Annotated in this window: 18 protein-coding genes, 1 tRNA gene and 1 pseudogene; 9 read left to right on the forward strand and 11 right to left on the reverse strand. The window is 43.0% G+C overall.

The genetic code is table 11. From position 1 onward, the window contains the following. Positions 1-72: 72 nt before the first annotated feature. The 3 genes from IPK84_01650 to terL are packed head-to-tail and all read left to right on the forward strand — an operon-like array spanning position 73 to position 3,287. On the forward strand, positions 73-1,422 hold the full coding sequence (locus tag IPK84_01650) for a DNA modification methylase (GenBank protein ID QQS16044.1): 1,350 nt from the start codon (positions 73-75) through the stop codon (positions 1,420-1,422). After that, positions 1,394-1,810, forward strand: coding sequence for a hypothetical protein (locus tag IPK84_01655; protein QQS16045.1), 417 nt, complete (start codon positions 1,394-1,396; stop codon positions 1,808-1,810). The genes IPK84_01650 and IPK84_01655 overlap by 29 nt, the downstream gene beginning before the upstream one ends. Then, positions 1,794-3,287: a phage terminase large subunit gene (gene terL / locus IPK84_01660; protein ID QQS16046.1), complete on the forward strand. Its 1,494-nt coding sequence runs from the start codon at positions 1,794-1,796 to the stop codon at positions 3,285-3,287. Before IPK84_01655 ends, terL begins: the two co-directional genes overlap by 17 nt. A gap of 1 nt (position 3,288) precedes the next feature. On the opposite strand, the gene IPK84_01665 is transcribed toward terL, so the two are convergent. Both IPK84_01665 and IPK84_01670 read right to left on the reverse strand, forming a co-directional pair. Next, on the reverse strand, positions 3,289-4,212 hold the full coding sequence (locus tag IPK84_01665; GenBank protein QQS16047.1) for an abortive infection family protein: 924 nt from the start codon (positions 4,210-4,212) through the stop codon (positions 3,289-3,291). A 2-nt stretch (positions 4,213-4,214) separates the two neighbouring features. After that, on the reverse strand, positions 4,215-5,936 hold the full coding sequence (locus IPK84_01670) for an ATP-dependent helicase (GenBank protein ID QQS16048.1): 1,722 nt from the start codon (positions 5,934-5,936) through the stop codon (positions 4,215-4,217). A 106-nt stretch (positions 5,937-6,042) separates the two neighbouring features. Between IPK84_01670 and IPK84_01675 the strand changes: the two genes are divergently transcribed. The 3 genes from IPK84_01675 to IPK84_01685 all read left to right on the forward strand — a co-directional run bounded on the left by IPK84_01675 (position 6,043) and on the right by IPK84_01685 (position 8,558). Next, the gene (locus IPK84_01675) at positions 6,043-7,368 is read left to right on the forward strand and encodes a recombinase family protein (protein QQS16049.1); all 1,326 of its coding nucleotides are present in this window, start codon (positions 6,043-6,045) and stop codon (positions 7,366-7,368) included. Positions 7,369-7,639: 271 nt separating this feature from the next. Next, on the forward strand, positions 7,640-8,182 hold the full coding sequence (locus IPK84_01680; protein ID QQS16050.1) for an Ltp family lipoprotein: 543 nt from the start codon (positions 7,640-7,642) through the stop codon (positions 8,180-8,182). 148 nt (positions 8,183-8,330) lie between these two features. Then, positions 8,331-8,558: a hypothetical protein gene (locus tag IPK84_01685; GenBank protein QQS16051.1), complete on the forward strand. Its 228-nt coding sequence runs from the start codon at positions 8,331-8,333 to the stop codon at positions 8,556-8,558. 131 nt (positions 8,559-8,689) lie between these two features. Here IPK84_01685 and IPK84_01690 read toward each other — a convergent pair whose 3' ends face one another. Further along, positions 8,690-9,589 carry an Hsp70 family protein gene (locus IPK84_01690; GenBank protein ID QQS16052.1) on the reverse strand — a complete coding sequence of 300 codons (900 nt, stop codon included), beginning with the start codon at positions 9,587-9,589 and terminating at the stop codon, positions 8,690-8,692. Between the two features lie 21 nt (positions 9,590-9,610). On the opposite strand from IPK84_01690, the pseudogene IPK84_01695 reads away from it, so the two are divergent. Continuing rightward, positions 9,611-10,393: pseudogene (locus IPK84_01695) on the forward strand (IS5 family transposase). A 524-nt stretch (positions 10,394-10,917) separates the two neighbouring features. Here IPK84_01695 and IPK84_01700 read toward each other — a convergent pair. The 3 genes from IPK84_01700 to IPK84_01710 are packed head-to-tail and all read right to left on the reverse strand — an operon-like array spanning position 10,918 to position 13,940. Further along, positions 10,918-11,556: a deoxynucleoside kinase gene (locus IPK84_01700; protein QQS16053.1), complete on the reverse strand. Its 639-nt coding sequence runs from the start codon at positions 11,554-11,556 to the stop codon at positions 10,918-10,920. Beyond that, positions 11,553-12,425 carry an SPASM domain-containing protein gene (locus IPK84_01705; protein QQS16054.1) on the reverse strand — a complete coding sequence of 291 codons (873 nt, stop codon included), beginning with the start codon at positions 12,423-12,425 and terminating at the stop codon, positions 11,553-11,555. Before IPK84_01705 ends, IPK84_01700 begins: the two co-directional genes overlap by 4 nt. Positions 12,426-12,431: 6 nt before the next feature. Then, positions 12,432-13,940 (reverse strand): radical SAM protein, encoded by a 1,509-nt coding sequence (locus IPK84_01710; protein ID QQS16055.1) that lies wholly within the window; start codon positions 13,938-13,940, stop codon positions 12,432-12,434. Between the two features lie 249 nt (positions 13,941-14,189). Here IPK84_01710 and IPK84_01715 point away from each other — a divergent pair, with 249 nt between their 5' ends. Continuing rightward, on the forward strand, positions 14,190-14,633 hold the full coding sequence (locus IPK84_01715; GenBank protein QQS16056.1) for an NUDIX hydrolase: 444 nt from the start codon (positions 14,190-14,192) through the stop codon (positions 14,631-14,633). Here the strand turns inward: IPK84_01715 and IPK84_01720 are convergent. The 3 genes from IPK84_01720 to IPK84_01730 form a co-directional block, all read right to left on the reverse strand. Then, positions 14,608-15,984, reverse strand: coding sequence for a glycosyltransferase family 2 protein (locus IPK84_01720; GenBank protein ID QQS16057.1), 1,377 nt, complete (start codon positions 15,982-15,984; stop codon positions 14,608-14,610). The genes IPK84_01715 and IPK84_01720 overlap by 26 nt on opposite strands. Positions 15,985-16,031: 47 nt before the next feature. Beyond that, positions 16,032-16,700, reverse strand: coding sequence for a hypothetical protein (locus IPK84_01725; protein QQS16058.1), 669 nt, complete (start codon positions 16,698-16,700; stop codon positions 16,032-16,034). Positions 16,701-17,300: 600 nt separating this feature from the next. Beyond that, positions 17,301-17,387, reverse strand: a tRNA-Ser gene (locus tag IPK84_01730). Between the two features lie 388 nt (positions 17,388-17,775). On the opposite strand from IPK84_01730, the gene IPK84_01735 reads away from it, so the two are divergent. Then, positions 17,776-18,087: an RNA-binding protein gene (locus tag IPK84_01735; GenBank protein QQS16059.1), complete on the forward strand. Its 312-nt coding sequence runs from the start codon at positions 17,776-17,778 to the stop codon at positions 18,085-18,087. Between the two features lie 460 nt (positions 18,088-18,547). Here IPK84_01735 and IPK84_01740 read toward each other — a convergent pair whose 3' ends face one another. Together IPK84_01740 and IPK84_01745 are read right to left on the reverse strand one after the other, a co-directional pair. Beyond that, positions 18,548-19,726 (reverse strand): L,D-transpeptidase, encoded by a 1,179-nt coding sequence (locus tag IPK84_01740; GenBank protein QQS16060.1) that lies wholly within the window; start codon positions 19,724-19,726, stop codon positions 18,548-18,550. Positions 19,727-19,830: 104 nt separating this feature from the next. After that, positions 19,831-20,070 carry a DUF378 domain-containing protein gene (locus IPK84_01745; protein QQS16061.1) on the reverse strand — a complete coding sequence of 80 codons (240 nt, stop codon included), beginning with the start codon at positions 20,068-20,070 and terminating at the stop codon, positions 19,831-19,833. Positions 20,071-20,150 lie beyond the last annotated feature (80 nt).

The raw sequence follows: 20,150 nt of genomic DNA on the forward strand, positions 1-20,150 counted from the left end.
TGGGCTTTTAATCGAGCCTGTTAGCTAACTTGCCTACGCCCTTTTCATTTATTAACCCATTAATCTAACCCTATGCAAAGAGAGAATCTGGAGATCCAGTATCTTCCCATAGCATCTCTCCACCCTGCGGAGTATAACCCTCGTAAGCACTCAAAAGAGGCTCTTGAGGAGTTAAAGAAATCACTGTCACGTTTCGGTGCTGTTGACCCGATTATTCTCAATGGCGCTCCAAACCGAATGAATATTGTTATCGGTGGTCACATGCGCCTCAAGGCGCTCAAGGAGCTGGGAGAAAAAACAGTGCCCGTTGTGTATGTCGATATTCCGGATATCACAAGAGAGAAAGAGCTTAACATTCGCCTCAACAAAAACACTGGTGAGTTCGATTGGGAAAAGCTTGCCAATTTCGGAGAAACATTCTTGAGAGATGTTGGTTTTTCTTCCGAAGAGCTCGACGACATCTTTCTCTCTGAAGACAATCCCGAAACGTTCGATCTGAAGAAAGAGCTGGATAAGCTCGACATTCAAGAGATTAGTGTGAAGAAGGGCGACATCTATGAACTCGATGGTTCACGACTCATGTGCGGTGATTCAACCGTTGAAGAGGACATACTGAAGCTCATGGGAGATGAACGAGCTGACATGGTGTTTACTGATCCACCCTACATTCTTGATTACCTCCATGGGAAGAAAAAGAACGGCAAGGCGACGGAAGGTTTTGGAGCGAAGCGTGATCGTCGCTACCTTGAAACCGATTCTTTGCCCGATAACTTCACTGAACTCTGGATGAATAATGTCGCGAAAATTGCTAAACCAGACTTCCATATCATCGTGTACGAGAATTGGAAGAATATCCGAACCATTTGGGGCGAGATGGAGAAGCATTGGAAGGTCAAGAATATGCTTGTCTGGCACCTTCCAAATCGGATGCAGGGCTTTGCTGCTAAGTACAAGTTCTTCTCAAAGCACGACATCGCTATGGTCGGTTCATCAGAAGAAGCTCGTGACCTTAACTTGAATCCTGAGGAGGAGCTCCTTCAGAACGAATATGAGACAGCACTCTACGCTATTCAAGGCAAACCGCAATGGGAAGGCTATGAGAAAGGGAAACGGATTTGCCCAACGGACTTTATCGACTACAAAGCTGCTGATGAGAAGTCTTCCGGGCAAGGCATCATCTTTGGCACCAAGCCACTGGAGATTCTCATCCCGTACATCAAAGTCCTGACCAAGCGTGGTGATCTCATCGTTGAGCCATTCGGTGGCAGCGGGTCAACGCTCATTGCCTCAGTCACTATGAAGCGGCGCTGTTACCTTATGGAGAAGTCACCAGTCTACGCAGAAGTAATCAAACGACGATGGGAAAAACTCACTAACAAAAAAGCTAAGCTCTATGTACCCAAAACAACAAGCAACCATTAATCAAAGGATTAAAGAAGAAAAACGAAAAGTTCTCGAAGCTCTCAGAGAAACTCCCGTTGTTCATGTCGCCTGCAAACGTTCGGGGATTGCCAAAGCCACCTTCTATCGTTGGAAAGAGAAGGATCCCGTATTTGCGGCGGAATCAGAGGAAGCATTAAAGTCTGGCAAAGAGCTCGTGAGTGATATGGCCATTTCCCAACTTATCTCTGCCATCAAAGACAAGAATCTTGGAGCGATTAAGTTCTGGCTCTCAAACCATCATCCGGATTACAAGACGAAGGTTGAGATTGGTGGCCAACTCGCTCTCACCCCAGAGCTTTCACCAGAACAGCAAGCCCTGGTACAAGAAGCACTTCGATTAGCTGGGCTCTATGAAGAGCGAACGTGATATAGCGGAGAGAATCGCACATGATCGAAGTGTTCGCCGAGCCGTTACCAGAGAGAGCTTCTACTGGTTCTTCCATGTGTATTTCTCACATTACGTAAAATATGCCACAGCTCCTTTTCAGAAGGAGATGTTTAGCCTACTTGAAAGCGATATCCATCAGACGCTTGTCTTCGTTGCTTTCCGAGGTTCAGGGAAATCGACGATCGTCACCATGGCCTATGTCCTCTGGGCCATTCTTGGTCGACAGGAAAAGAAATACTCGGTGATTACTGGTCAGACTCAATGGCAAGCCCGTCAGCACCTTCAGAACATTAAGCAGGAACTGGAACGGAATGATGTTCTACGAGGCGATCTTGGTCCGTTTCGAGAAGAGCGAGATGATTGGGGTTCGCTTTCTCTCGTTCTCTCGAACTATGGAGCGAAGATCACGGCTGCTTCGACAGAGCAAAGTATCCGAGGTATGCGTCACGGAGCCTATCGTCCGGATTTAATTGTCTGTGATGATGTAGAAGATCTTTCCTCAGTGAAAACCTTGGAAAGTCGAGAAAAGACGTATCGGTGGTTTACAGGCGACGTGGTGCCATCTGGTGATCGAGAAACGAGAGTCATCGTCGTTGGGAATCTTCTGCATGAGGATTCGCTTATTATGCGTCTTAGAAAAAATATTGAACAAGGCAATCTAGCCGGGCTTTTCAGAGAGTATCCGTTGCTTGATACCGAAGATCGTTCTCTGTGGCCGGGGAAGTTTTCTGATGAAGCATCGATCCAAACCGAAAAGAAAAAAGTTGGAAGTTACAATGCATGGATGCGGGAGTACATGCTACAGATTTTGCCGGAAGATGATCAGCTCGTGTTATCCGAATGGATTCACTCCTACGAAACATTTCCGAGCCAAGAAGAGCTCCCATTTTGTTTCACGGTTGCTGCTGTTGATCCAGCAATCTCTAAAGAACAAAGTGCCGACTCTACCGCTATCATCACCGCCAAAGTATATGGGTACGCCGAAAAGCGCCGTATCTATATCTTGCCGTACCCGACCAACCAGCGTCTCAACTTTTCCGAACAGCTAGAAACAATCAAGAGACTAGCAGAAGAGCATCAAAGAAAGATTACTCTTCTCATTGAAAATAATGGCTATCAAAGAGCGCTGGTGGAGATGCTCGAAAAGGAACGCTATCCGGTGAAAGGCGTTCAGAATATTGGGCAAGACAAACGGGCCCGCATTTCACTTATTACGCCGCACCTCAGAAGTGGGATGGTGCTCTTCCCTAAGAATGGTGCCGATGCTCTCATTCAACAACTTGTTGGATTTGGTGTGGAAAAGCACGATGACTTAGCGGATGCGCTCGCAACTTTGGTGACGTACTGCGTGGAGAATAACAGGCGGTCAGCAAGAGAGAGTCTGGAACTGTTTGTTAAGATGAATCCTCATCTGCAAAAGTATGATCCGGGAAGTTTATGGAATAAGCGGTTCTAAACTATTCTTCTGACTTTGCAAGCTCATTTCTATTGCTATGTGTTTCTGATAAAAACACAGCCAGAGTTGATGCTGCCCCCACTGCTAAACGTGCATGACGCGCCCCTAAACCCTTTGTTCCTGCTACCTTCCCGTGACCAGTTCCATAATGGTTTCGCAACTCCGCGATACCCTGGGTAATAGTAGCTAAGTTACTAAGCAATCTCTTTATTGTTTCAGCTGCCTTTGCTTTTTCAGGGATATCTTGAGGAGTAAGTTCCAGTTCCTTGCTAGTAAGTTTTACTAACTCCGGTATGTCAGTATTTTTACCGAACTGAATACCTCGTTCTTCAAGGACTGTCTTGCAACATGTCTCCACTAATTCTTTAGCGGTTCCAATCGCAAGAGATACATCATTTGTAACCGCAGCTTCCATGCGAGTAATTTGCTGGGCGATATACATTGGATCAAGACCTGTCAGTGTTGCACGAGCGGATTGTATACCCGGAGTAATCCCTGTGCCTATAATGGCTCGACCAGTATAGACTGGCTTACCTGACATACGAGTACGTTCAACTAATTCAAAGCCATCATTTTTCAAAAATTGATTGAACATTTGATGAAGTTTCTCTGACTCCGTAACGTCAGATCGTACAACCGGATGTATCGTCTCGCAGAGAAAACGTAAAAATACCTCATCATCCCCATTTAATAGATTGAGGCGTTCATCAGAAAAAACCCAGTCATCATCCCAATCATAGTTCATAACACGATGGCGCCAAATATCTCCAGCTGCATCAGCATGTCTTGGATCGTAAGATGGCAAGGTCTCAAGATCAAAAATTCTCGATAAAAACTCCGACTCCTCAAGACGGCCGGCCCATTTCACATTTTCAGCTCTTATTGCGTCGATAATATCCCGACGCGTGATTTGAGATATTTTCATTATTAATTATTTAGGTTTTTAAAAAAGTTTGCGTCAACAATTACGTTACTTATTCTACTCGAGTCTATCCGGTCAATAAAAACAGATTGGTTCATACCAAACGTCGTTGCAAAACTTTTATTTGAAATTAAATAACACTGCTTTCGTGTTCTAGTTAACCCAACAATAAACTGACATATCTCTTTATCAGTTGGTTTTTTCTGTATCTTAGGAAATTCTGTATTGTTTAAACCAACCAGAAAAACAAAAGATGCAGACAGTCCCTTGCAACCATTAAAGGACGTTATCTTTATTGGACTTTGCTTTTTATCTTTGTCTTCAGCCTCTGGATCTTTTTTTAGAACCTTCTTTAATTCTTCTATTGTAATAGCAAGCTTATCTGTAACAACCTCTTCTTCATCTTCAGAGAGAGATTCATCTTTCTTAACCTTTTTCAGTATCTCTAAAACAGCAAGATGTTCATCTTTAAAGTCGGCAGGTATGAGATCTACTAAAGAAACTTGGTTTTGTTCCGATTCTACAAGCATTTGCTTTAGAATCTTTTTCTTCATTTCTATCTCCGAAAGAACTCTCCAACCGAGATTTGATTGGTTGTTTTTTAACAGAACTAAGTATCCATCTAATAAGTTGAGCGTATCGTTGGTAGTCTCTTTAAAATCTATATCTTTGAATTTCTTTGATAAGTATCCGTACACCTGGTTTAAATACTGAGTCTGACCAGCAATAAGGACGCAAGGGTAGTTACCTTTTTGTGCCTTTACCCAATCCTCCGGAGTAATTTTGTTTATCTCACTCTCAATATATTTTCCGATGTAATTATAATTATCTGTTTTTCTCTGTAATGAACATCTCGCATGAATAATTTTCGGATACTGAACACTCTCGGCTTCCTTATCAGGCAGGTAGCAAACATATTCCTTGTTGATCCTGCCGACGAGCCTACCTACTGCTTGTGCTCTGCCTATTATGTCGTGAACTGCGCTAATAATAACCTCTGTACATCGGCTACAAAACGGCAACGAGAATCTTATAAAATTCTTATCCGAAGCCTTGTTTCTAATAAATCTTGGGGAGGCATCTTTTAAGTCCTCGTATACTGCCTGATCATCATCTCCCACTATGAGTGTTGGGCTTAGCTTGGAAAGCTCTTCAAGAAAAGAAACTTCTAAAAGATTAAAATCCTGATACTCATCTACCACAATCTGACCATATGTAGGGATCACGGAGCTATCCTTCTTGAAAGATTGAAGTACTCGGTATACCGCATCATCGTGCCCAACAGCGTTGTAGTAAGTAGCTCTTGTCAGAAAAAACTTTAATTCTTCTCCTTTATTAAGATTTTGAAATACCTTTCTAAAGTTTTTATACTTATCTCCCGTTAAGTATTTGTTATCTGACTTTATTACTAGAGGTAGCTTTGGAAAGTAATAAAAAGATGAGGTAAGCCCATCAATTTTTAAAGTATGTAGAAGCTTTTTGCAATAACCATGAAAAGTGTGGGCTTCCGCTAATCCAGATAGATCCTTCTTTAGCTCATCAGCTAAGTTATTTATAAAAGTTAGAGCTAGAGATTTTACTTTCTTTTGCTGTAATAAAGATTTAAAAGTAAAACTTTTTCCGGTACCAGCCCCAGCGATAACAAGCTTAAATCTGTCATCCGACTCGACAAGCTCTTTGGTTAGTCTATCCCTTTCATTCTTTTGAAACTCTTTAATATCTGACATAGCCCAGAATCCTCTAAAAACTAAACTTTAGGCAATTATAGCAAAAAGTCATTTTAGCCCCTGAAGGCCCCTAGACTTGTTTAGGGGTACGCGTCATTCATGGGGTATGGATACCATGCAAATTCAAGGGAATACTATCAGACAACACATCCCTACGAATGTAAAGTACTGCCTGTACGCTAGAAAAAGCAGCGAATCGGAAGAGCGCCAAGTGCTCTCCATTGATTCTCAAATCAAGGAAATGCTACTCCTTGCTGACCGGGAAGGGCTCGAGATCGTTGCCATGAAACGAGAATCTCACTCCGCCAAAGAAACGGGAGGTCGTCCCATCTTTAATGAAATCGTCGAAGAGCTTCGAGAAGGAAAATTCAACGGCATCCTGACATGGGCACCGGATCGCATTTCTCGTAACGCTGGAGATTTAGGAAAAATCGTGGATCTCATGGATGCCGGAAAGCTAGAGGAAATCAGAACGTATAGCCAGAGGTTTACTAATAATCCTAACGAGAAGTTTCTTCTCATGATCCTTGGTTCGCAAGCAAAGCTTGAGAATGACAATCGAGGCATTAATGTAAAACGAGGGCTGCGTACAAGAGTTGAGATGGGTCTCTGGCCAGGCGTAGCCCCTATCGGCTATCTCAACCAGAAACACATCGAAAAGAAATGTCAGATCATCATTGATCCAGAGCGCGCACCCGTGGTCAAAAAGATATTCGAGAAGATGGCCCATGAGAAGTGGTCAGGCCGCAAGATATATCACTGGCTTAGATTCGAACTCAACTTTAAGAGTTTAAGCAATCACTATATTGCTCTTGGTAATATCTTCCGGATTCTTCAGAATCCTATTTACTACGGATCCTTCGAATACCCGAAGGGTTCTGGCAACTGGTATCAAGGAAAACACGAACCAATCATCGACAAAGAGCTCTTTGACAAAACTCAAGAGCAATTGAAAAGGGACAAGATTGTTCGACAGAGCCGGGAGTTTGCTTTTACCAAACTCATGGTGTGCGGATTATGCGGATCAGGGATTTCTGCGGAAGAGAAGTATAAGCAGCTTAAAGATGGAACAACAGCCAAGTATATCTATTACGGCTGCGGAAGATCCAAGGATCGACACTGCAAGAACCCATACCTGCGCGAAGAAGAATTAACTGAACAATTGATTAAAATAATGGATCAAGTCGATCTTAATCGAACGGGGGTACAGCACAAGTTTGAAGAGGAGCTAAAACGTTACAACAAGTTCAATCGAGGGGTGCTTGGCATCAGAAACCAAGCGCAAGAGCACCAAGATCTTGATCTGAAAACATATGCTAAGTATGTCCTTCGAGAAGGAACGAGCGAAGAGAAACGAGATCTCATGGGATGCTTCAAATCTAAGGTAAAAGTACTAAGAAAAATTATCACTATTGAACCAGAAAACCTATGAAACCACCCTAAAATTCAGAGTTGATTTTTGTCCTTCAAAAAGCTATACTTGTCGTACAATCTGTCCTAACCCTTAGAGGACCTCTGACTCTAAGGTATGGCGCAATAAACCCTAGCTAATAGAGACGGCCTCATGGTCGGCACTTATTAGCTAGGTCGGTTCCCGAAAGGGTTCCGGGCATTCCGAAAGGTTTGTCGCCGTTCCGTGGGGCTTTTTGTATACCTCAAGAACGGAATTTAAATCCTAGCTAATAAATATAATCAATATAATTATGAGTGAGCAAATTCAGTCTTTGGAACAGATTCAGAATGTTCCAACTAAGCGCCCTTGGTATAAGCGATGGTGGGTGATAGTTGTTGCAGTATTCATTATCTTCGGTGCCATAGGTGGTAGCGGAGGAGACAAGTCAAAAACTTCATCTACTAGTGAAAATTCAGTTGAAAAACAAGGCTCCGGCAACACAGTAGAAGAAACTACTGCAAAAACTGAAGAGAAGAAGCCAAGCGTACCAGCCGAATATAAATCTGCACTCAGCCAAGCTACTTCGTATGCTAATACCATGCATATGTCGAAAAAAGGAGTGTACGATCAGCTAGTTTCAGAATACGGCGGAAAGTTCTCTGCTGAAGCAGCACAGTATGGTATCGATAATGTAGAGACGGATTGGAATGCCAATGCCCTCGCCAAAGCAAAAACCTATCAAGATTCAATGCACCTCTCACCAGCAGCAATACGTGACCAACTAGTCTCGGAACACGGTGAAAAATTCACTCAGACTGAAGCAGATTATGCCATTACAAATCTTAACAAATAGTGTGAACCCAAGAAGAGTATAGGGCTATAATAAAACTGCCAATCTGGCAGTTTTATTATATCTATTGGCTCATTCCCACTGATCGTACAAAATAGGGTGTATCTAGTCTTAGAAGCGTCCTTGGTATAAACGATGGTGGGTAATAATCATGGGGATAGGCATTCTTGTCATTATTATGGGAAGCTCTGAGGAATCAAATAGGTCGGTAACCCAAGAAACGAACGAAAACCCTGTAAAGGCGGTTGAATATGCAATAGAAGCCAAGAAGACATCATGGGATGATATCACCGTCTGGGCATATAAAAATAGTGAAAAAGGTTCGGCTATTGAAATGGCTGAAACGATGGGAATGAAAGAATACTCTACCTGTCATTAATAATGCAAACATTGGTACTCCAATGATAACCAAAGCCAACGCCTTCACCATTTCTTCAATCAGAAATGAAAATGAAGACCCCTGACCATCATTACAACAGTCAGGGGTTAATCCTTACCCTTACAAAGTACTCAATATTTCATTGCGCTCAACCCAAGACCATAGGCAACACTTGTGAAGGCATCGACTGGAAGTATTTTCCCCTCCCCAAACCGGTCCAGGAAGATTCTCCTGACTCTTGGAATAAAGGAGGAACCTCCTGTTAAAAGAACGGTGTCCACATCCTGTAAAGAGATCCCAGCCCGAGACACTGTATCGTCCACGCAGACTTCAATCTTCTGAAACTTGTCTTCTGCCAGAGTTTCAAATGCATCTCTTGTGATTTCCTCCCGGATCACGATGCCTTTCTCGGAAAATTCGATGATGGAGGATTCCCTATCAGAGAGTTCTCGCTTCACCTTCTCGATAGCTCGGAACAGCATATAGCCAAGATTTTCGATAATCAGAGTGTGAAGATTTTTCACTGCTTTCTGATCCTCGTCGGACACCCCTCGAAGCGAGTGGATTATTTGAAGCGTCTTCTTGTCGCGAAGCTGTGGAATCATGTGCCACTCACAGAGCGTCATCGGAAGCCAAATTGGAAGCTCAAGAATTTGATCAGGCAACGATCCGCGAATCTTTGTGTCTCTGCCAAAGTGTTTTGCAAGTTCGTGCCACATGATAGAAGCATCAAAAGCATCGCCCGCGATATACACTCCGCCAGTTGCGAGAATATCTTTTTCACGATCTTCTCTCGAATCACGTTTTCCACCACGGAGCCGCATAACTACGAAGTCAGACGTTCCACCGCCGAAGTCACCCATGAGCACCAGTTTCTCCTCCCCCTTTCGAAGGTCTGACTCATAGGAAAGCGTCGCCGCGATCGGTTCGTACACGAAGTGCACATTTGCAAACCCAGAACGAAGAGCTGCTGCCCGCAATCTTTCTTCCGCTAAGAACCTGTTTACAATCTTCTGGTACACTGAGGACATAATCCTCAAACCAAAAGAACCATGTATCCAAGCGACATAACCCGAGAACAATTCGAACACATCAGACCATTTCTCGAATCAACCAGGAAGAGAACCAAACCAAAGACACTTGATTCCTATGACGTATTCAACGCTCTGCTCTACATTCTGGTCACGGGTTGCCAATGGAGGGCACTTCCCAAGGATTATCCAAAATGGCAGAGTGTCTATCGACACTTCCTTGTCTGGAAGGAACGAAAAACAAACAGACAGAGAGTATGCTTGAGCAAGTCTTAAAAAAATTGGTCGAACAAGAACGTATGAAAAATGGCAAACAATGCAAAACCAGTTTCTGCATCGTTGATGCTCAAAGTGTCAAGAATACAGATACGGCTCGAGAAAAAGGTTATGATGCAGGAAAAAAAGTTTCCGGTATCAAGCGACATATTCTCGTTGACACCAACGGATTGCCGCATGCGTTCACGGTAACCACTGCTAACGTCACTGATCGAAATGGAGCTATCCAAGCCGTCAAGGCAAACAAAAAAACACCTTTCACGGGTGGAGAAACTCTTGACTGATGGTAGTTATACCGGAGAAAACTTCGCCAAAGCGATCAAAGCATGTATCGGTGCGGAAGTGGGAGTAGCTAAACGAAACGAATTGCATACGTTTGCCGTTCTTCCTCAGCGCTGGGTGGTCGAGAGAAGCTTCTCCTGGCTGGAGAAATGCCGAAGGCTCTGGAAGAATTGCGAACGGACACTGGATTCGAGCTTACAGATGATGGTTTTAAGTTTTGCTCGATTGTTGTTGAAAAGATTGTAAACAGGTTCTAAGAGATCAAGCTCTCTGTCTTCTGAAAAGAGTACGGGACGACCCATGACAACCGTGTCCACGACATGTCCCACATGGAGTTCGCCGCGATGCTTGATAGTTTTCAGAATGAGCGCGATTAAATCTTCGATTTCATAGCGCCTGCCAAAAACATAGGTTTCTTTGAAGCTCTTACTTGGCAGAAATGCCTTGATGGATTGCATGAGACGACCGTAGGTTCCGCCGTAATCAACGTATTGGTCAATAGCCTCCTGACCAATATTGATACCACCTTCCTCGTCAAAGAAAAGTACCGATTTGAGGGTGTGTGGCGATGGACTCGATGGGTCAATATCAGCAATTGCGACGTTATTTCCCTTCGCTATTGCCAAAACAGAATTTGTGGTTCCAAAATCAAGACCAAATGCTATAGACATGAGAATATCCTCGTTTCTAATAAGTTTGAAAGGTGCTTCCCGTGTATATCACAAACTCTTCTAAATATCAATGGCTCGAATTTCTGAATAAAAAGAGTCTTACAAGTTCATGCATCTTCGAATGTTATCAAGAGTCACAATTTTACCATTCAAATTCGTTCCTGGATTCTTGAAAATTTTATCGTGAATGCTAGAGCACCATAAATCAGTAGGGTTGCTTTCTGTGTTGATAACACAACCGCCCACTGCTAATGCCCATTTGGCATTAAACTTTTCGATAGACTCAAAATACTTGTTCGAAAGATAGATATCTTCCGTTTCCTTCCTATTATTCACGCTCAAGCATCTTGCGCGAGAAATATTATACCCACAACGAACCCAAACAAACACATTCGGAAATATAATTTCCTCAATTTTCTTCTTAAGGAGATCGAAGTATGCCTCTCTTATATCAGCCAATCCCAATTCATACAGAGCGAATACGTGAGCGCTCACGGAAACAAAGCTTCTGTCCAAAAGATTGACGCCGGTTTGAAGAAAACTTTTTCGATATGTATCCACTGAGAGATACCGGTCTTGCAAGTTCAGATACTCACTTTTATAAAAGCTCCTCTGTGGGACACCGTCAATAAAAAGAGAGTGTTCATCAACAGACACGTAGCCGTAGTTATCTGAGAGAAACCGAATGAGCGTTGTCTTTCCCGTGTACACATTTCCATCGAATGAGATGACTCTCATAAGGCCAATTTACACTTTTTACACAAATCCGTGTAAACATCCGATCCGTTGTTATAAATAGCCTGGCGGTATTTTTTATACATCTCGGAGTTCCATATATCTTCCATAGAACTCTCCGTCACATTTCCCAGCTTGTGCTTCCATTTCCAGTCCATGCAGCAGAGAATCACGTCTCCTCTAAAATTTATGTGCATTCGTTCCAATGGTCTTCTCTGCTCGCAGCCATAGACAAACTCCTTGTTTATGTCGTTCGAAAACCTCTCAACATTACCACTTCTATCAAAGAATCCCCAGAATTCGAATTTGATAAATGTCTCCCTGCAGAAATCTCTCGCCAACAAAATGTCTTCTTGGGTTATTTCTGGATAATCAACCATGACAAGCGACACCTGTCCTATGTTCGCGCGCAATTCTTTGTTTTGGGAAAGAGTATCCAAATTTTTCTTTGTTTTTTTCCAATTTAATCCAGGCATCACTTTCCGATAAGATTCTTCTGTAAAACCGAAAACACTAAGCCGCAATTCTTTTATGGTAAAGGCTTTCAGTTTATTCTGCATTTCCTCGTTAAGCTGTGAGACATTAGTGGACACTTCTATCTCCACGCCCGGACATTTCTGGTTAATATAAGATAGCCTTTCGAATATGAGTGGATCGAGTAAAGGCTCATTATTGAAATACGGGATGATCCGAATGCCCCAGGGATTCTTTATTTGATCAATAATCTTTTTGAAAAGATCCATAGACATAATGCCGCCCGGCAATTTTCCTGCGACATCCCTATGCGGACAAATAATACATCCGGCATTACAAGACGATATGGTTTGAATCTCTATGGCTGATGGGAACGGATTGTATGACACCTTTTTCATAGAGGCTCATCTAGTTCTCTCGAGACCCGAATAAATCTGGGAAAGAATATCATCCCTGCCTAATCGTGAAACGCCGTTTATAAAGGTAAAATATTCAATCTTCAGTTTGAAAAATTTTTCAGAAAATTTTTCAGTGAAATCTTTTTGGAAGCAATCATTCATTGAGTCACCTTTCCCTACTTTAGCAATCAAGGAGGAGAGAAAAACATAAATACTATCCATTAGCTCTTTCTGAGAAAGACAGAATCTTTGATGCTCAAGGCTAAGTTCCTCGCCCAGATGGATATTTTCTTTCTGAATTAGACCATATAGAATACCCATCGTTGTACAATAATATTCAAACTCGTAAGCAATTCCTCCAAAATTCCCACTAAAAATACTCTTAGCTTTCTCAAAGAGCCTCCCGACATCGTCATTCAAAAATCTGTAGCCATATGTTATATCTCGGTAGCGCGCTTCAGTACTTATAAGACCACCCTCAAGGAGTTTCTTATGCATAAAAGATCCGGGTATCACACGAACTGGTTCAAGTATCACGCCTAATCTGAATAATTTCCCTATTTTGTACAAATATTCTAGATTCATTTGGATGTCATCAAGCGTCGAAAATGGCTCAAAGGTTATATATCCAATATGAACATTAACATTCAATCGATTCAGCTTCTCCCGAATCTCAATAAATGAATCTTTTTTAATTGGTTTCCTAAATAAAATCTGCGATTTTTCCGAAGCGTTCTCCACACCAAGAAAAACCCTAACAAGACCAGCATCTGCCAGTGCATTTAACACTTCATCATGAATAAATGGGTTACATCGTAAATATACATACATTCTTATATCAAGCTTTCGTCTTTTTATTTCCGAACAAAATTTCAAAATGCGATCATTATCTCTTCCAGACGCCCAAAAAACACTATCATTGAAGATGAAAAGCTTTTTCCCAATTTCCTTGTTTAGGAGCTCCATTTCATCTACAACTTTAACCGGGTCTCGAAAATCCATTACTGCTACAGTTTTCTCTTTACGGGTTGCAAGCGGTATATGACAGAATGAACAATTATAGATACAACCTCGAGAAGCTTCTATATTTATATAACTTCCTAGCTCTTCTTTCTCCACATCCCTTGCTGGAAATGGCAATTGATTAAGCAGAATATATGCTTCACTCGGCACATATTCCACGATTGATTGATTTTCCCGCCAAATCCCCCCTTTACATTCTTTTATTGATACGTTTCGTTGAATCATTTCAAGCAACTTCCCAGCAACACTCTCAACCTGATCAATGATGATTCCATCTAACCATTCATTTTCCTCCAGCATGGATTTTGCATTCAAAGATGCAAACGGTCCACAGAAGAAGATTTTAGACACTTCGCCACCACCTCTCATGATCTTAAATAATGGAAACATGATAGCAAAGTCTTTAAAATTTGGCTTTGCAATAATAACGAGTCTTTCATTGGAATTCTCACTCAAAATGCTTCCAAAAGAATGGAAATTTTCCTTTTCCAAAAGGCATATATCAACAATGAATCCCTTACCCCTTAAAATAGGCAGCAAGCGACCCTATCGTCAGAGACGCTCCCGATTGGGAGAATAATGATCTAAAATAAACTAGCTTTATTCTGATTGGCTTTTCCAGAAGAGCGTCTTTTTCCATAGGACAAAATATGCTAGCATTATTAGGACGTTGCATAGTAAACTGAATATTGTTTAAAGTCAATGTGATCAAGACTAGAAGAAAATATCTAAAGAAACATTATGGATAAGGGACTTATCGTGCACGCACTTCTCTTCAATGAGAAGCAAGAAGTTCTGCTCATTCGGAGATCGTTGAGTGAGGATGTTTTGCCAGGCGTCTGGGATATTCCCGGGGGCACTCTCCATGATGGAGAGGATCCAGTAGAAGGTGCGATTAGAGAAACTACGGAAGAGGTTGGGCTTAATATAAAAAATCTCAGTTTATTTCACTACACATCAAACATTGATCAGAAAAAGAATAAACAGTTTATTCGCCTTATATTTATCGGTACCTGTGATAGCTTCGATGTGGTGTTAAACCCGGAAGATCATGATAAATATCAATGGGTACCAAGTAGCCATCTTCCGCAGAACATGGAACTAGTAGATTACCTTCCTGAGGTTTTCGATATATTAAAAGAAAAGAAACATCTACTGGCTAATTACTATGTTCATGCAGAATGAGTGTTTTGCTTTTTCTGATAGGATAGTTGAAAACTACAAAACCAAAATAACGAAAGGTTGATAACCATCCGGAAAGACCATGGAGCATATAAAAGAAGAAGCTTCCCGAAAGCAAATATACGAAAATTACCAGCGTACCAGTAGCATCTTTTCCCCGAAAAATGATCCAGGAAAGAAAATTCGGCACTACCAAAAAGCATACGTATACCAAGAAGAAAGATGCCCATGTAGCTGTTGAACCTGAAATAGCGGTACAAAGAAACAAAAAAAGCAAGAATGACGGTCCCACGATCCAATAGATAGCATGAGAAAATAACTTCAAAGAGAAAATCAAAAGACGATCCCTTTTTACAGAGGGATCATTTTTTGTTATCTGAAAATAATAGTCAAATGCCTGCAAAGGCCCGAAAAACCAACTAGCCTTCTGAAAAAACAGACTCTTTATGCTATCCGGAGAATAGGAAACATCAAAAAACGGAATCGGCTCAATAACATACCCGTAATAATTCAGTTGCAAACCAAAAATAGCATCTTCGTTATGCATATCTTCGGAAAAACCACCGACCTCCTTGTAAATTCTCTGCGAAAAGAATAGCCCATGCCCAATGCAATAATTCATGGGAGCAAACAAGGACGGTCGCGCATTTCTCTCTTTGAATTGATCCAAAGAATGCGGAATCTCAAAACCGATGCTCCACCTATTTTGCCACAGCGACGCGGAAAGTAGGATGGATTTTCTTAAAAAATTAGATATGCGGGAAATGATCGGATAGTTCCCAAGATAATTTCCGTATTGCTGAAAAACTTGGGGAGGATTTTCTCCCATTCGGACACTACGCACAACTCGCCAGACCCAATAAAACGTCCTGCTATCCGGTCTTGAATCAGCATTGTAAAGAGCAAAATAATCCCCCGCTTTTAACTGAAAGGAGCCTCTTATAAAATTCACTGCGTAGTTCACCTGATGTGCCATCTTTCCTCCCGTATAAGGGTAGTGTACACAAATTATGTTGTCATATTTCTTCTCAAGTAACTTTGACATGGCAACAGTATCTCTTCCACTTCCCTTATAATTGAGATTATATTCCTCTTCCGTTGTCACTATTATCACTTTAGACCCATCAAATGATTGGAGGATGCTAGAAAAGTATTTTATTGTATTCTCCAGAATATCTATTTCATCAAGTACTGGTATCAGAACAAAAAATCGAACACCGTTATTCCCATTAGCAGACGATATATTTTCAGATACATTCAACCTCAACCAGAGAACAGTTCTAAAGATTCTTAGTATCCATAATGCTGATACAAAGAGAAAGCCTATTGCAACTGCAATAAAAAATCCATTCATAAATATCCAACTTTTTTAAAAAAGCGTTTGACCATCACAGCCAAACGCTACTCATTCTCCGCAGAGCAACCAACTAGCTTGATTAGCTCTTCCACTGAAAAAAATATAATTGCTTCTCGGATCGCTTCTACCTGTGAGTCCGAGCAATGAAACAGATTCCTAATCGGATGCTCTTTAGGAATCCTATAGCTCGATCGTATCTTCCTTCTTAACTCAAGAAGCTTGTCGGTTACAGATTCACCTGCAAGAACTATAAATAATGTCGGACTTGAACAGAAATACTCAATAAGAACAGTCTCCCATTCCGGCTCGAAAAAGTACGGGTAGAGACGAAATAGATTTGATTCCTCGATCAGCACTCTCTTCTCACCAACAATTCTCCCAATCGACTCCAGCTCTGTCCGGATAAACCCATCAAGATTCCTTTCATAGGCATCTGGTTTGATAGAACAAAATCCAAATTTTTTCAGCCTACTTAGCCTTGAATCGTCAGGAAGTGGGTCCAAAACTCCTCTCCACCATCTTTTCTCATTCCCAACTTTGATGTATTCACCATTCTCATCCTCAAAAATAAAACCATGTGCATCTGGTCCAACATAAAGCCTTAATTTCTGGCCATCAACTCGGACTAGACAAATTGGCCTATTCTTTGAATCAAGAATTTGATTTTTGCGAATCTCATCTTCACTAGTGGGATATGCTACTAAACCAATCATGCTATACCTCCCAAATAGAATTCGAAAGAACTGATATTATCCAGATATAAACCAAAACTGGACTTTACAATATACACATATACTATGATTCCGTCAAGAGCCGTGCCAATGATAACACTACCTCCCCATCTCCAAAAACGGATCCGCGTTACGAAACACAAACTACGCTATATTCGACGGATTATCGAACAATTTTGTCAGATTCTGACGCCATCAGGAGAACCCCTCCTCCTTATCGCTACTAGAAAAAGAGCCCTTCCAAATACTTGGCTAGTTAGTCCGTAATCGTTTTAATGTCTAATCATCCAGCTTTTTCTTTATGTCGATAAAAAGCACTGCTAGTTACCCGCCAAAGATCCCAACTGCGGAGGGTATTCGGATGACAGCTTAGTAATTCACACGCCTCTCTCGGAGTGTGAGAATCTCTGGATATTCCCCAATTTTTTGATTTCTCTTTCAAGGGCATAACTTACTATAAGTTTACATAAGCAAAAGCTCTCAGTAAAGAAATACTGGATACCAAAAAACCACCAATTTGAGTGGTTTTTTGCAGTACCCGTTACTAAGGCACTCGGGTCATCCGATACTAAATATACAGTGCGGAGAGGCAGGGATTCGAACCCTGGAAGGGGTTTCCCCCTTAACACATTAGCAGTGTGCTGCTTTCAGCCGCTCAGCCACCTCTCCAGACTCCCACGTATTTTCAAACAACCATTCCCGGTCATTTCATGCTTCCGCGCCCATACGGTATATACGAGAGGAGCAAAAAACAAGGAATACATACACTGAGGAAGCGCCACGTGCGCCTAGGAAGAGTGTATCATTGCCAAACGCCCTCTGGCAAGGCAATTGCCCCGAGGATATCCGACAGCGCCAAGCCTTGCATAGAAGCAAAAAGTATGCTACACTCGCGACAGTAGTAAGTTTTCTCTCAATGAGTTTCTGGCGGAATCTCTCGATAAGTCGGGAGACGTTCTAAGGGCGAGATATTCGAGCTTTTAGGGAAAGCGGGAGCAGGTAGAGGAGAAAGAAGGTCGGCTTACTCGCGTTACTCTTACCTTAGAATCTGAATTCTATGGCACAGAAGCTCTACGTCGGGAACCTCTCATACGGCACCACGGACGACGGTCTTCGAGAAGCTTTCTCGGAAGCGGGATCCGTGACGTCGGCGAGCGTTATTACCGATCGTGCCACCGGTCGTTCGAAAGGCTTCGGCTTTGTCGAAATGGCCAGTGATGCGGATGCCGAAAAAGCCATCTCCATGTGGAATGGGAAGGATCTCGATGGTCGCACCCTCGTGGTAAACGAGGCTCGTCCGTTCGAACCCCGCCCACGCCAAGGTGGAAATGAAGGCGGTTACGGTAGCAGCAACAAGCGGGACTGGTAATTCTCTCCGGCATTTGCTCTGCAAACAGAAACACCTCTCGAACTCTCGGGAGGTGTTTTCTATCGGCCGACAATTGACACCACCCGAATACCATGTCATACTCGCCCCGATTCGTATATTCCATGCGAGCGTGTTTCTTGGAACCCATGAGAGCAACATTTAAAGAGGAGTGAGCGAAATGACACCTACAGAGCTCTTTGAGAAATACAGTGATCGCCTACTTGATGGCGCGAGAGGAGGTCAAGGGATTAGCTCTTGGCAAAAGGAGATTTTCAATCGAATACAGCAAAGAAATGAAGATGCGGGTGACGAGGAAGCTGTAGCGTTACTAGAACACACTCTCGAATTTGTCGAGGAGAAAGCAACGTCTGCCGGCTTCCCGTAGCCACCGAGTCGCTGAAAACAAGAAAATGCCACTGAACCTAGCTAGGTTCAGTGGCATTTTAATATACTTTCAAATTCAATGCACCGTAACGGGCGTGCCGATATCGGTCCAGGTGTAGACGCGCGCGGCGGGACCGACACCGAGACGGACACAGCCATGCGAAACCGGTGTGCCGAGATGATTCGCCCCCTCTTTGTAACCGCCCGGCCATTCGGGCAATTCGTGTATGCCATACTTCCCACTCGCAACAAGCGCCATCCAATACGGCATATAGAGACCATATGCTTTGGACCAGGCGCGCGGCGTTTTGTTTTGGATCGTATAATTCCCCTTCGGCGTATCCATTCCTCGCTTGCCGGACGATACCATGAAGGCGTCGATCGCCTTCCCATTTTCAAAGAGCGTCATGACCTGCGTCTCCACATTGATATCGATGTACTTCCCCGCAGTCACAACGGGCACCGTATAGCGCTTCGCGTTGAGGAGTCGTGTCGGGAAATCCTTTGCTATAGTAGTCGGTTCCGGCGGAAGCGTCTCAAAGCTTCCGGTGTAGATTGTTTCAAATGAATCATCGGACGATTCTCGGTTGCGTACGCGAACCATGAGCACATATTTCACCCCCGACTGAATATCCGGTGGCAGAATACGGAATTCCTGTTTATCCGAATCAATGCCATACACAACTGCCTTTTCACCATTGAATGAGAAATCCAGAAAAGAATCCGCCGCCGGACGATCAAGACGCACCACTACCGGATCCTCCGCACCAAGCAACGCATCCTTTGCGCCATTGCTCGGAGAAACCGATTCTACCTCCGGAGGGGCCCACGTTTCGAAAGAAAGTGTCGTTTCCGGAATCGACCCGAGCCAGACGGTTTTCCCCGTTGGCAAAGAAATCGCGTAGCGCATCCCTGACAACCACTGCTTCACCGGTTTCACCAAGAGTTTCCGATCATCATCAGTCCATTCGAAAACAACCGGCGTATCCGGTATCAAACGAACACCGTCGGTAAACCCGTCCGTATCAACCGCAGTGGGAAACGTCACTCCGAGAGAGCTCTCCGGCTTTACGCCGGCAATCATCATATCAAGCGACGGACGAGCTTCGAGAATTCGAGCATACGCGCGAAATCCATATATCCCGGCCGATGCCAAAAAGAGCCCGATAACCAAAAGAGGTAAAACGCCCCATTTCGTCTTGCGACCCCGGCGAATCCCCAGCTGTTTCTCTCCCGATGAAAAGTTGAAATGCATACAAAACCGAAGTGTTTCCAATAAAAACAATATCTCCGCCCAACGACTAACAAGGAGTCATTCCGAACAAACATCCGGAATGACTCCCGAGAGAAAGATTTTGACTACATCTGCGACAAAGACGGCGCGCCCGTACTGGATTCGCATGTCCGACAATTCTTCTTGTGCGTCGCAATTTCATAGATCGCCGCCACGCCTACCAGCACATAGACCAGTCGCGACATCGCCGAATCCATCCCGCCAAAAAGAAAGTCGCCAATATCCATGCCAAATACCCCGACAAGCAGCCAATTGATTCCCCCAACGATGAGGAGAATGAAGGCTACCATATGCACCATCTTCATACGCATGCGTATAAATAATTATGCTTGCACCTACTGCAAAAATTATACCACGAATACGCAATCCTCGGGAGAAGTGCTAT

It is taken from the genome of Candidatus Moraniibacteriota bacterium (assembly GCA_016699875.1).
In the GTDB taxonomy this organism is placed as follows: Bacteria; Patescibacteriota; Minisyncoccia; order Moranbacterales; family UBA1568.